The following is a 13,661-nucleotide window of genomic DNA, read 5'->3' as shown; positions in this document are numbered from 1 at the left end:
TGAATTACTTTCCTAATACTTTTACCATAGCAGCTCCAATCTCAGCTGGACTTTCAACTACAGTGATTCCGCATTCTGCCATGATTTTCATTTTTGCAGCAGCCGTATCGTCTGCTCCACCAACAATAGCACCAGCATGTCCCATTCTACGTCCCGGAGGCGCAGTTTGACCAGCGATAAATCCAACAACTGGTTTAGTACCATGTTCTTTAATCCAGCGAGCAGCTTCGGCTTCCATACCTCCACCAATTTCACCAATCATAATGATACCTTCTGTTTCAGGATCGTTCATTAATAATTCTACTGCTTCTTTAGTAGTTGTTCCAATAATTGGGTCACCACCAATACCAATAGCTGTTGTAATACCCATTCCGGCTTTCACAACTTGATCTACTGCTTCATAAGTTAAAGTTCCAGATTTAGAAACCACACCAATTTTACCTTTTTTGAAAATAAAACCTGGCATAATACCTATTTTAGCTTCGTCGGCAGTAATAATACCCGGACAGTTTGGTCCAATTAAACGGCAATCTTTATCAGAAAGATAAGATTTTACCTGAATCATATCCTTAGTTGGGATACCTTCCGTAATACAAACAATTACCTTTATTCCAGCTTCTGCAGCTTCCATAATTGCATCTGCTGCAAATGGAGGAGGTACAAAAATAATCGAAACATTTGCACCAGCTTTGTCAACAGCATCTTTTACCGTGTTAAAAACAGGCTTGTTTAAGTGCGTTTGTCCACCTTTACCAGGCGTTACACCACCTACTACATTTGTTCCATATGCAATCATTTGTTCAGCATGGTAAGTACCTTCATTTCCGGTAAATCCCTGAACTATAACCTTCGAATCTTTATTTACTAAAACACTCATGTATGTTCTTTATTTTGTGCAAATCTAATTATTTCAGCCCATTTAACAAGGCATTTTCTAAAATCCTATCCCCTAATATTTAATAATTCTCCTTTAAATCATCAAAATGCATATTTAAATATCATTTTTACCCGTAAAAAATTTAATACGCTATTTTTCTTGCTCATTTAAAATACCAGAACTCGAAAATTGTAAATCATATAGGGTCTTGTAATAACCATCTAATCGCAAAAGCTCATGATGGGTACCCATTTCCATAATTTCACCTTTATCTAATACAATAATTTTATCCGCTTTCTGTATGGTCGATAATCTATGCGCAATTACTACCGATGTTCTACCTTCCATTAATTTTTCAATGGCAGATTGAATCATCATCTCACTTTCAGTATCTACAGACGAAGTAGCCTCATCCAATACTAAAATAGCAGGATCATACACCAACGCTCTTATGAATGAGATTAGTTGAGCCTGACCGGCCGATAAAGTTGCTCCTCGTTCCATAACATTATAATTATAGCCTCCCGGAAGCTTCTCAATAAAATCATGAGCACCAACTTTTTTTGCCGCATCTATTACTTTCTCGTAACTTATTGACGGATTATTTAAAGTTATATTATTAAATATAGTATCCGAAAACAGAAAAACATCTTGCAATACGGTAGCGATCTTACTCCGTAAAAAATTTAACTCATAATCTTGAATTAATACCCCATCAACAGAAACTTCACCCTTTTGAATATCATAAAATCTATTCAAAATATTTATAATGGTCGATTTCCCTGCACCTGTTGCCCCAACAAATGCAACCGTTTGTCCGGCTTTAACTTCAAAACTTATATCTTTTAATACATAGGAGACAGGTTCTTCGACAGCATTATCTTGAGTTGCTGATTTTAAATCGGTTTGATAAGTAAACCAAACATGTTTAAACTGAATACTGCCATCCAATTTTTCTGGCTTTAAAACACCTTTATTTTCTGTAGTATCTTGTGTATCTAACACTTTAAATACGCGTTCTGCACCCACCATACCCATTTGTAACGTATTAAATTTATCGGCTAATTCCCTAATAGGTCTGAATAACATATTCAAATACAAGATAAATTCGGCAATGGTACCAGGTGTTACATCCATAGGCTTAGACAAAACACTTTTTGCACCATACCAAACCAATAAACCTAATGATGTAGCAGATATAATTTCTACGACAGGGAAAAATATAGAATAATACCAGTTAGACTTAATATTGGCATCTCTATATCTTCCGTTTATGGCTTTAAATTTCTTATACTCCTGATATTCGCGAGCAAAATATTGAATTATAGCTATTCCAGTAATATGCTCTTGTAAAAATGTATTGAGGTTAGAAACCTCTGTTCTTACGGATTGAAATGCTCCTTTAATTGCTTTCTGGAAAATTGAAGTAGCTAAAATTAAAAACGGAATTGGCAATAACACAACAACAGTTAATTCCCAATCTTTATAAAACATCCAGGTAAGTATTACAGCTACCTGTAATAAATCGCCAAGAATGGCTACTAAACCTTCTGCAAATATTTCTGATATAGTTTCCATATCAGAAACGGTTCTGGTAATTAACTGACCAATGGGTGTTTTATCGAAAAAACGCAACTTAAGCTTGGTAATATGCTTAAACACATTAATCCTTAAATCCCGAATGGCAGATTGCCCCAACATATTAGTAGTTAACAATTGTAGGTATTGGGTAATGGTTTGTATTACCAATAAAACTACCATGAATATAGTCATGGTTACTAACCCATTATAATCGCTTTTAAATATATACTCATCTAAAGTATGACCAATTAACCAAGGTCTTATAGGGGCAATTATTGCCGACAGAATGGTTAATACAAACGAGGCATAAAATAACTTTTTGTAAGGCTTGATGTATTGTAATACCCTACGCAATAAATTATAATTAAAAGCTTGTCCTGTAACTTTACTCATTTATATAAGGGTATTTTATTGAAGTTAAATATAAACCACAAGCAGGGACAGATTGTCCGGCCATTGATCTGTTTTTACTGTTTATTATTTGTTTAATAAAATCAGGTTCAATTTCTTTTCTTCCAACTTTAATTAAGGTACCAACAATTGCTCTCACCATATTTCTCAAAAATCTATCGGCCGAAATATGAAAAACTAATCCATCCTTTGTCTTTTCAAATTTTGCCCTAGTAACTTTACAATTATTGGTAAAAGTTTGGGTGTTAGATTTACTAAAACATGAAAAATCCGTAAACTCTAAAATATAGCTTGCCGCCTCGTTCATTAAATCTATATCCAAATCACCCTTTACCAACCAAGATTGATTTAAAAGGAAGGGATTTTTAAAGAAATGAAAATGATATTCATAAGAGCGCTCCGTAGCATCGAACCTAGCATGAGCATCTGCTTCAACTTTAAAAATTTTGTAAATAGCAATTTCGTAAGGTAACAGCGCATTTAAGCCTGAGATAGAATTTAATACTTTCTCTTGAGAAACATTTTCGACATCAAAATGTGCAAAAAATTGTCGCGCATGCACCCCAGCATCTGTACGTCCACAGCCAACCGTTTCAATATATTGACGGAAATAAACCTTTAACGCTCTATCTATATGCTCTTGTATAGAAATAGCATTAGGTTGAACCTGCCAACCATGGAAATTGGTCCCATTATAAGAAAGCTCTATAAAATATCTCTGATTATTCAAGGTTTACAAAAATACTTTTTTCCAACTATTAAGTGGAGTACTATATGCTTTTTAATATCTTTGTTTGCAAACAAATAAGAATTATGATACAAAGAATACAAAGTGTGTGGTTATTTTTAGCTGGGTTAACTGTTTTAGGTTTACTTTTTGTTCCTATTGTGGTAGCTGATGAAGGCACTACTCATTACGAAATTACGGCAAATGGACTATATAGTATAACAAACGGGGTGAGTCAGAAATTAGACACCTTTATTCCGCTAATTGTACTTACTATTCTGGTTTCCTTAATTTTCTTTGTAAGTATTTTTAATTATAAAAACAGAAAAGTTCAAAAAAGAGGTATTTCAATTGGAATTATATTAATGTTGGTTTATTCTTTTATTACCAGTAGATATGTAACTGAGATACCAGGTGGTATAGACAACTCTACATTTAGTACGGGTTTGTACATTCCAATGGCAGCAATAATTTTTTCTATGTTAGCAATCAGAGGAATTAATAACGATGAAAAACTAATTAAATCTGCAGATAGGTTAAGGTAAGATTAGATTTAATTTTATGAGTTCATGATTTGATACTAATATTCAAACTAAAGAAGAATATTAGTATTAAGGATATGTTTGAAAAAATTATAAATTTTACCAAACTACTTAATATCCTCTATTACAGGATTTCAGATGATCTTTTTTGAAATAAATTTTATGATTTGAGATTATTATTTCTCATTTCCTTAATAATCAATAAAATACCAAATAAAATCCGTACCTTTGCACCTTATTTAAAATTATTACATGAACCCATTTAAGTTATTGGGGATAAGTGATGATGTTGTTAATGCCGTAAAGGATTTAGGGTTTGAATCACCCACTCCTATCCAGGAACAGTCTATTCCTGTTTTACTTGAAGGCTTTAACGATTTCGTTGGTTTGGCCCAAACAGGAACAGGAAAAACAGCCGCATTTGGCTTACCACTGTTAGAATTATTAGATTTCAAAAGCAATAAACCGCAGGCATTAATTCTTTGCCCAACGCGTGAGCTTTGTATGCAAATCGCAAGCGACATCAGGAATTTCTCTAAAAACATTTCCGGCGCAAGCGTCGTAGCAGTATATGGAGGTGCAAACATCATGCAACAATTGCGTGAAATTAGATCTGGCGTTCAGATCGTTGTTGCTACCCCAGGAAGAATGCTGGACATTATTGGTCGTAAAGCGATCGATTTTTCAAACGTAAAGTATGTCGTATTAGATGAAGCTGATGAAATGCTCAACATGGGCTTTCAAGAAGACATCAACGATATCCTTTCTACTACACCAGATGATAAAAAAACCTGGTTATTCTCTGCAACTATGCCTCCTGAGGTACGTCGCATAGCAAAAAATTACATGGATTCTCCAATCGAATTAACAATGGGAACTAAGAATACAGGTAATGTTAATATTGAACACGAATACTATACGGTGAAAGCCCGCGATAAATACGCAGCTTTAAAGCGTATCGTAGATTTTAATCCAGATATTTTTGCAGTTGTTTTCTGCAAAACCAAGATGGATACTCAAGATGTTGCCGACCATTTAATCAGAGACGGATATAATGCGGATGCCCTACATGGCGATTTATCACAACAACAACGTGATAAAGTTATGAAAAGGTTTAGAGAACGTAGCATGCAATTGTTAATCGCTACAGATGTTGCAGCAAGAGGTATAGACGTAAACAATGTAACACACGTTATTAATTACTCTCTTCCTGACGAAATTGAAAGTTATACGCACAGAAGTGGACGTACAGGTCGTGCCGGAAAAACTGGAATTTCTATCTGTATTGTTAACACTAAAGAAATAGGCAAAATTCGTCAGATCGAAAAAATTATTGGTAAAAAGTTTACCAAAGCCGATCTTCCTACTGGATTTGATGTTTGCGAAAAACAACTATTTGCTCTAATTAATAAAGTACATAATGTAGAGGTTAACGAAAAACAAATAGAACAATATATCCCAAGAATTATGGAAGATTTCAAAGATCTTTCAAAAGAGGATGTTATTAAACGTTTTGCTTCACTAGAATTCAATAGATTCTTAGATTATTACAAAAATGCGCCTGATTTAAATGCAGCTGCAGACGAACGTAGTGATAGAGGCGAAGGTTTAAATAGACCTGGCTTTAGAGCTGATTACACAAGAATGTTTATAAATCTTGGTTCTGTTGATGATTTTACAAGAGGTGATTTATTATCTTTTGTATGTAACAACGGAAAAATAAGCGGTAAAAATATAGGTAAAATCGACTTGAAAGGTGTTTATTCATTCTTTGATGTTGAAAATGAAGTTGTAGATACTTTGTTTAATAATTTTAAGGCAATAGAATTTAACGGACGTAATGTTCGCATCGAAAAAAGTGGTGAAGCCGAAAGTAACAAACGTGAAGGTGGTCGCCGTGATGGAGGCCGTAGAGAAGGTGGTTACGGAAGTAGAAGAAGTGGCGGCAACAGCGAACGCAGAAATAGTGGCGAAAGAAGAAATAGTGGCGAAAGAAGAAGCGGTGGCGGTGGCGACAGAAGAAGAGAAGGTGGAAATGGTTCTTCAGGTGGATTTAGAGATTTTTCTGGAAGATCAAGAGAAGAACGCTCTACACCAAGAAGAGAAGGTGGCGAACGTAGAAGAAGAGACTAACTTCTATTTTATAATATAGAAAAGGCCGTCCAGAATAATTTCTGGACGGCCTTTTTATTGATAACATTTTTTAAAAGCAGTTAAGATTTAGGTCTGTCGCGAATTTGACTGGCCTTCAAATATATCTTTGCACCCTTCTTATCTATATAATATTTATTGTTCTTCCCATCAATATAAACATTAGATCCATCAGGCGCCATTTTACCCTTGTAGGTTTGGTCGGCAACCTTTGATGCACCTTTAACGGCTACTTCGGCAGATTTATCTCCTACTGCCTTCGCCCCCTTTTCTACTGCATTCCCAGTTTTCTTTAAAACCTTTCCTACCTCAGTTTTCTTTTCTTGAGCATTAGTTATTGCAGGCGACAAGGCAAACCATACAATCGCAAGTAGTATTATTGAAATTTTATTTTTCATAACTATAAGAGTTAATATTTTCAGATTTTTTTTAATAACACCCACAAGAATTTTTTGTTTAAGATTAACTTAAAAATTTAGTAAGCAAAGCCATTTCTTTTGAAGGTGATTTCTTTTCATATAAAACATTATAAACCGCTCTGCAAATTGGCATAGCAACATTATACTTTTTATTGATTTCATGCATACATTTTACCGCATAATATCCTTCTGCAATCATATTCATTTCAAGCTGTGCCGATTTAACGGTATATCCCTTTCCGATCATATTTCCAAAAGTTCTATTTCTACTAAATTGAGAATATGCAGTAACCAATAAATCGCCTAAATAGGCTGACTCCTTTATATCTCGCTCAATGGGATGAACAGCATCAACAAATAACTTAATCTCGCGAATAGCATTAGATATTAAAACCGCCTGAAAATTATCGCCATAACCAACACCATGACAAATTCCACTAGCAACTGCATATATATTCTTTAATACCGCAGCATATTCCGTCCCAAATATATCATCAGAAATATTAGTCATGATATATCTAGTATTTAATAAAGAAGCAAATAGAACCGCATTCTCCGACTTTGCAGAAGCTATTGTAAGGTAGGATAACTTTTCTAAAGCCACTTCCTCTGCATGACAAGGTCCACTTATAACCAAGATATCCTCTAAGTTAACTTGAAAAAATTGATTTAAAAATTCACCAATTATTAAATTTTCATCTGGCACTATTCCCTTTATAGCACTAACCACTTTCTTTCCTTGCAATGCCCCAGGTTTTAAATCTTTAAGCGCATCTTTTAAAAATGCAGCAGGGACATTTAATATGATAAAATCAGCATCTTCTACCACCTTATTTATATCATTAGAAATATTCTCTGCAGGAATATCCAATTCAACAGAACTTAAATAAGTAGGATTGTTTCCAAATTTTTGAATATGGTCTATCGCCGAACTACTGCGCATCCACCATTTAATTTGCTTCTCTGCAACATTATCAGAAAGCATTTTTATTATTGCGGTAGCCCAACTTCCACCACCGATCATTGCTACTATTGACATTTTTATTATTCTAAAAACTTTAAACATACGAAAAAGCCCCATACGTTGTACACATATGGGGCTTTTTCTTATATTTTATAATTAATTTTTCTCTTCCTTTTTATTGTCTTTTGCAGCGATTTTCTCTACCACTAAGCCATCTTTAAGTTTATTTTGGAATGCAGAATAAGGACCAGTTACAATTTCTTCACCTTCTTTAATTCCTGATTTCACAATTATAAACTGATCATCTTGAATTCCGGTAGTTACTTCAACTTTCTTAAGGGTTCCTTTATTAAATAAATATACAAATTGCTTAATTTTCTTATCGTTTAACCTTGCTTTTTGCTTTTCAGCATCTTGCTCAGCATTAGCTTTATTATCTTTATCCTCTACTTTTTTAGAGTCAATAAATACAGCTTGGATTGGAATTGAAATTCCTTTTTCAGTACTGCTTTGAACATCAACTGTAGCTGATAATCCGGGACGGAAATTATATTTATTATTTTCTGAAACTATAATTCTAACCTTTACAGTAAAATTAGTTACTTGATCTACCGAGTTTGTTGCAGCACCTACAGCTGTAGAAGAACTTGCAATTTCGGTTACAACACCATCAAATTTCTCATCAGCAAATGCATCAACCTCAATTGTTGCTTTATCTCCAATTTTAACACGATTAATATCGTTCTCATTTACGTCAACATTTACTTCCATGTTGGTTAAATTAGAAATACGCATAATTTCTGTACCTGCCATTTGTGCTGTACCTAAAATTCTATCTCCTAATTCAATAGATAATTTAGAAACTACACCATCAACCGGCGCATAGATAGTAGCTTTTGCTAAATTAGCACCAGCTTCTTGAACATTTGCTCCTGTTTGAGCTAAGTTAAATTTAGCTGCAATTAAACTTTGTTTAGCTGTCTCTAAACTTGTTTTCGCTGTTAAGTACGCAATATTTGCAGCATCAAATTCTGCTGCAGAAATTACCTTTTTATTAAATAATTCTTTGTTTCTCTTAAAAGTAACTTCGGCATTTGCCATATTACCTTTAGCTTGCTCTAATTGTTGTTCCGCAGAAGCAACACCAGCTTTTTGAGCACTATAAGAAGCGGTAGCTCTATCATAACCTGATTTTAAAACATCAGGACGAACTCTACAAAGTAATTGACCTTTCTTTACAACATCACCTTCTCTTACCAATAATTCAACTACCTCACCCGAAACTTCAGAACTTAATTTTACTTCTGTTGCAGGTTGTATTTTTCCACTTGCGGTAACCGTTTCTACAATATCTCTTGTAGTGGCTTTATCAACAGTAACTTGTTGAATTTCCTTCCCTCCAATTAAACCCATTGCATTTGCTGCAACAAGTAAAACAACCAGTACGCCTAATCCGATTAGAATGTGCTTAAGTTTCATAGTATAATTTTATGCTTGTATGTTTATTTAAAAAGTTATTTGTTTGCCTAAGTAATAATCAATTACTTTAGCCCTAAAAATTAAATCGTATTTAGCCTGAATCATATCTGTTTCAGCTTTATTCATATTTGTTCTTGCTGTGCTATAATCTAAAGAATTCACTAACCCAACATTATAACGTTGTTCGATTACAAAAAATGCATCTTTGGTAGCTAAATAAGTATTGGTGTTGCTTGTATATCTGCTTTCTGCAGCTTTTAAATCAGCACTCGCTTGAAAGATAATTTTTTGAAGATTATTCTTATTTAGTTGCTCACTTAATTGAGCATTTTGATATCTAATTTTTGCTTGACGAACACCAGATCTTGCGTTATATCCATTAAAGATTGGAATCCTAATACTTAATCCTAAACCTTGACCAAATCTATCGCTAAATTGCTGAGAAAAAGAAGATTGTTTTAAAGGCTGACCTGTAACTGGGTTTACTGCATCATAACCAAACTGATATGAATATGAAGAAGATAAACTACCTCCCATACCAATACTTGGAAGGTATGATCCACGAGCAATAGAAATTGCTTTCTCCGCAGCTTTAGTTCTTAAATTAAATAATGCTATGTCTGGAAATGTTTTTAATGCACTACTATATACTTCATTAGGATCTACTTTGGTATCAACACCAACCATATCGTTGTAAACTGGTGCTTGAACTACAAATTTATTTGTTGGTTGACGCTCCATTAATTGCGCCAAACTGATATATGAAATCTCTAAAGCATTTTGCGCATTGGTAACATTTAATTCTGCTGTAGCCATTTGAGCCTTTGCCTGCGATAAATCTGCCAAAGTTTTATCTCCTACATTAATTAACTCTTGCTCTCTTTTTAATGTCTGATTAGCCACCGCCAATTGTTCTTGAGAAGCACGTAATAAATCTGTATTGAAAAGAACTTGCAAATAAGACGTTACAACTTGTAAAATTAAATCGTTCTTGATTTTATTTATGTTAGTCTGATCTGCTTCTAATAAAATCTTGTTTTGTTTAATTGTATTAATTTTAGTTAGTCCATTAAATAAATCAACGTTACTAGATACACTTCCATTTAAGAAAAACGAAGTTTGATTTACTACCTGGAATGTGTTTTGATCTAAACCACGACCAAAGTTTAAACTTGGGCTAGTACTCGCATTTAAAGTAGGAAGTAAACTGTTTTTAGATTGTAATAAAGATTCTTCAGTTAAACTTGCAGATAATTGAGCTTGTTTAATTTGTAGATTATTTTTTAAAGTACTATCTACTGCTTGCTGAATAGTGATAACTTCTTGTGCATTTGATGCGCCAATACCCATTGTCATTACGCCTAGAATAACTACAAAAAACTTGTTCAATTTCATGAAGGCGATGTTTTTTTTCATATTTTAAATTTTACAATTATACAATAAACTCATCAAATCTGCTGATAATTAACCTAATATTTGCTACTTTTACGTATGTATTTGGTTAAATCACCATTAGTTTTACAACTTCTTTATCCATCCTTAATCTGGAAACAATCTCGGGCAGAGAAAAACATTTATTTAACCTTTGACGATGGACCTATACCTGATGTTACAGAATTTGTATTAAAAACTTTAGAAAAATTTAATGCAAAGGCAACTTTCTTTTGTATTGGAGATAATATTATTAAACATCCAAATATTTTTAAAGCCATAAAAGCAAACGGTCATTCTATAGGAAATCACACCTTTAATCACTTAAAAGGCTGGAAAACGGATACCCCTACCTATTTAGAAAACACTATAAAATGTGAAGAACTAACTCAAACAAAATTATTTAGACCTCCCTTTGGTAGAATAAAATATGCTCAAATTAGGTCTTTAAAAAAAACATTTGGGAAGGATTTTAAAATTATAATGTGGGATGTTTTAAGTGGGGATTATGACCAAAACACTCATCCAGAACAATGTTTAAACAACGTGATTAAGCATACAGAAAATGGATCAATCGTTGTATTTCACGATAGTTTAAAAGCATTTAACAATTTAAAATATACCCTACCCCTATTTTTGCAACATTTTAAAGCATTAGGATATAATTTTAAAAGTCTTTAATTAAGTTTACATTTTATTTATTTAATTTATAGAAATAAGGTAGTGCCTATGGGCATTTTTTTTTGTAAATTCGCATTTAAGAATTATTCACCAATAAAGTCTCTCTCGATGGCATTTGATATAGAAATGATCAAGGAAGTTTATGCAAACTTCAGCACAAAAGTAGACGCAGCCAGAAATATAGTTGGACGTCCACTTACTTTATCCGAAAAAATACTTTACGCCCATTTATGGGATGGTAACCCTACAACTGCATATAAACGTGGTACAGATTATGTTGACTTTGCACCAGATCGCGTTGCGATGCAAGATGCAACTGCTCAGATGGCTTTATTGCAATTTATGCAAGCAGGAAGACCAAAAGTAGCAGTTCCTTCTACGGTTCATTGCGACCACCTTATTACAGCAAAAGATGGTGCAGCAGTAGATTTACCGCATGCTAAAACTGAAAGCGCAGAAGTTTTCGAATTTCTTTCTTCAGTTTCTAATAAATATGGTATTGGTTTTTGGAAACCAGGGGCAGGTATTATTCACCAAGTAGTTTTAGAAAATTATGCATTCCCTGGCGGAATGATGATTGGTACAGATAGTCATACAGTAAATGCAGGCGGACTAGGCATGGTTGCTATAGGTGTAGGTGGTGCAGATGCATGCGATGTTATGGCTGGATTACCATGGGAACTTAAATTCCCTAAATTAATTGGCGTAAAATTAACTGGAAAATTAAACGGTTGGACTTCCCCTAAAGATGTAATTCTAAAGGTTGCAGGTATATTAACTGTAAAAGGTGGTACTGGAGCAATAGTAGAATACTTTGGTGAAGGCGCAAGAAGCATGAGCTGTACAGGTAAAGGTACTATCTGTAATATGGGTGCTGAAATAGGTGCTACTACTTCTACTTTCGGATATGATGAAAGTATGGAAAGATATTTACGCGCAACCAACAGAGCAGAAGTTGCTGATTTAGCTAATGGCATTAAAGAACACTTAACTGGAGATCCAGAAGTTTATAATAACCCGGAAACTTATTTCGATCAAGTAATTGAAATAAACTTAGATGAGTTAGAACCTTATTTAAACGGTCCATTTACCCCTGATTTAGCTACACCAATTTCTCAAATGAAAGAAGCTGCTGCAGCAAATGGATGGCCAACAAAAATTGAAGTAGGTTTAATTGGTTCTTGTACCAATAGTTCTTACGAAGATATTTCTAGAGCAGTAAGTATTGCAAAACAAGTAAAAGAAAAAGGTTTAGTAACCAAAGCAGAATATTGTATTAATCCTGGTTCAGAGCAAATTAGATATACTATTGAAAGAGATGGATATTTAAATGTATTTGAAGATATAGGTGCTACTTTATTCACTAATGCTTGCGGACCATGTATTGGTATGTGGGATAGAGTTGGTGCAGAAAAACAAGAGAAAAACACAATCGTTCACTCGTTTAACAGAAACTTTGCTAAACGCGCTGATGGTAACCCTAATACTTTTGCATTTGTAGCTTCTCCAGAGTTAGTAACCGCTTTAGCGATTGCTGGCGATTTAAACTTTAATCCTTTAACTGATAAATTAATTAATGATAAAGGTGAAGAAGTAATGCTAGATGCACCTTCTGGCGACGAATTACCAACAAAAGGTTTTGCAGTTGAAGATGCTGGATACCAAGAACCAGCTAAAGATGGCTCTAATGTTCAAGTTATTGTATCGCCAACTTCTCATAGATTACAATTATTAGATCCATTTAAACCTTGGGAAGGAACAGATCTAAAAGGATTAAAATTATTAATAAAAGCTAAAGGTAAATGTACAACCGACCATATTTCTATGGCTGGACCATGGCTTAAATTTAGAGGTCACCTTGATAATATTTCTAACAATATGCTTATAGGTGCTGTAAATTATTTCAATGATAAAACAGACTCTGTTAAAAATCAATTAACTGGCGAGTATGGCCCTGTTCCTGCTACTCAACGTGATTATAAAGCAGAAGGTATTGGATCAATCGTTGTAGGTGACGAAAATTACGGTGAAGGTTCTTCTAGAGAACATGCTGCGATGGAGCCACGTCACTTAGGCGTTAGAGCAGTATTGGTGAAATCATTTGCTCGTATCCACGAAACAAACCTTAAAAAACAAGGTATGTTGGCTTTAACATTTGATAATAAAGAAGATTACAATAAAATTCTTGAAGATGATGTTATTGACATTATCGGATTAACAGAATTCTCTCCAAATGCTCCTTTAACATTGGTGTTAAATCATGCTGATGGTTCTTCAGAATCAATTAAAGTTAACCATAGTTATAATGCTCAACAAATTGAGTGGTTTAAAGCTGGTGGTGCATTAAACATCATTAGAAGAGAAGCTGCTAAAAATTAAGGCAAGGCTTCACTAAAAT

General features: G+C 33.9%; 11 protein-coding genes. 4 read left to right on the top strand and 7 right to left on the bottom strand.

Going from position 1 to position 13,661, the window contains the following annotated elements:
- Positions 1 to 4 precede the first annotated feature (4 nt).
- The 3 genes from sucD to truA form a co-directional block, all read right to left on the bottom strand.
- Complete coding sequence (gene sucD, locus VRU49_RS05830; RefSeq protein ID WP_330145845.1) at positions 5 to 877, bottom strand: succinate--CoA ligase subunit alpha; 873 nt, start codon at positions 875 to 877, stop codon at positions 5 to 7.
- Positions 878 to 1,027: 150 nt separating this feature from the next.
- Complete coding sequence (locus tag VRU49_RS05825) at positions 1,028 to 2,851, bottom strand: ABC transporter ATP-binding protein (protein WP_330145844.1); 1,824 nt, start codon at positions 2,849 to 2,851, stop codon at positions 1,028 to 1,030.
- A complete protein-coding gene (gene truA / locus VRU49_RS05820) occupies positions 2,844 to 3,599 on the bottom strand; it encodes a tRNA pseudouridine(38-40) synthase TruA (RefSeq protein WP_330145843.1) in 756 nt (251 codons plus the stop codon). Before truA ends, VRU49_RS05825 begins: the two co-directional genes overlap by 8 nt.
- An 83-nt stretch (positions 3,600 to 3,682) precedes the next feature.
- On the opposite strand from truA, the gene VRU49_RS05815 reads away from it, so the two are divergent.
- Together VRU49_RS05815 and VRU49_RS05810 are read left to right on the top strand one after the other, a co-directional pair.
- Positions 3,683 to 4,141, top strand: a complete 459-nt coding sequence (locus VRU49_RS05815; protein WP_330145842.1) for a DUF4293 domain-containing protein — start codon at positions 3,683 to 3,685, stop codon at positions 4,139 to 4,141.
- Between the two features lie 249 nt (positions 4,142 to 4,390).
- Positions 4,391 to 6,271, top strand: a complete 1,881-nt coding sequence (locus tag VRU49_RS05810; RefSeq protein WP_330145841.1) for a DEAD/DEAH box helicase — start codon at positions 4,391 to 4,393, stop codon at positions 6,269 to 6,271.
- An 80-nt stretch (positions 6,272 to 6,351) separates the two neighbouring features.
- On the opposite strand, the gene VRU49_RS05805 is transcribed toward VRU49_RS05810, so the two are convergent.
- The 4 genes from VRU49_RS05805 to VRU49_RS05790 all read right to left on the bottom strand — a co-directional run bounded on the left by VRU49_RS05805 (position 6,352) and on the right by VRU49_RS05790 (position 10,567).
- Positions 6,352 to 6,687 carry a hypothetical protein gene (locus VRU49_RS05805; protein WP_330145840.1) on the bottom strand — a complete coding sequence of 112 codons (336 nt, stop codon included), beginning with the start codon at positions 6,685 to 6,687 and terminating at the stop codon, positions 6,352 to 6,354.
- A gap of 64 nt (positions 6,688 to 6,751) precedes the next feature.
- Positions 6,752 to 7,747 carry an NAD(P)H-dependent glycerol-3-phosphate dehydrogenase gene (locus tag VRU49_RS05800; RefSeq protein ID WP_330145839.1) on the bottom strand — a complete coding sequence of 332 codons (996 nt, stop codon included), beginning with the start codon at positions 7,745 to 7,747 and terminating at the stop codon, positions 6,752 to 6,754.
- Between the two features lie 81 nt (positions 7,748 to 7,828).
- Complete coding sequence (locus VRU49_RS05795; protein ID WP_330145838.1) at positions 7,829 to 9,151, bottom strand: efflux RND transporter periplasmic adaptor subunit; 1,323 nt, start codon at positions 9,149 to 9,151, stop codon at positions 7,829 to 7,831.
- A gap of 27 nt (positions 9,152 to 9,178) precedes the next feature.
- Positions 9,179 to 10,567 carry a TolC family protein gene (locus VRU49_RS05790; RefSeq protein ID WP_330145837.1) on the bottom strand — a complete coding sequence of 463 codons (1,389 nt, stop codon included), beginning with the start codon at positions 10,565 to 10,567 and terminating at the stop codon, positions 9,179 to 9,181.
- A gap of 75 nt (positions 10,568 to 10,642) precedes the next feature.
- Here VRU49_RS05790 and VRU49_RS05785 point away from each other — a divergent pair, with 75 nt between their 5' ends.
- Positions 10,643 to 11,263 (top strand): polysaccharide deacetylase family protein, encoded by a 621-nt coding sequence (locus VRU49_RS05785; protein ID WP_330145836.1) that lies wholly within the window; start codon positions 10,643 to 10,645, stop codon positions 11,261 to 11,263.
- 108 nt (positions 11,264 to 11,371) lie between these two features.
- A complete protein-coding gene (locus VRU49_RS05780) occupies positions 11,372 to 13,642 on the top strand; it encodes an aconitate hydratase (protein ID WP_330145835.1) in 2,271 nt (756 codons plus the stop codon).
- The last annotated feature ends 19 nt before the right edge of the window (positions 13,643 to 13,661 follow it).

It is taken from the genome of Pedobacter flavus, from assembly GCF_036324285.1.
Taxonomy (GTDB): domain Bacteria; phylum Bacteroidota; class Bacteroidia; order Sphingobacteriales; family Sphingobacteriaceae; genus Pedobacter; species Pedobacter flavus.
This window is presented reverse-complemented; position numbering and strand designations above follow the sequence as displayed.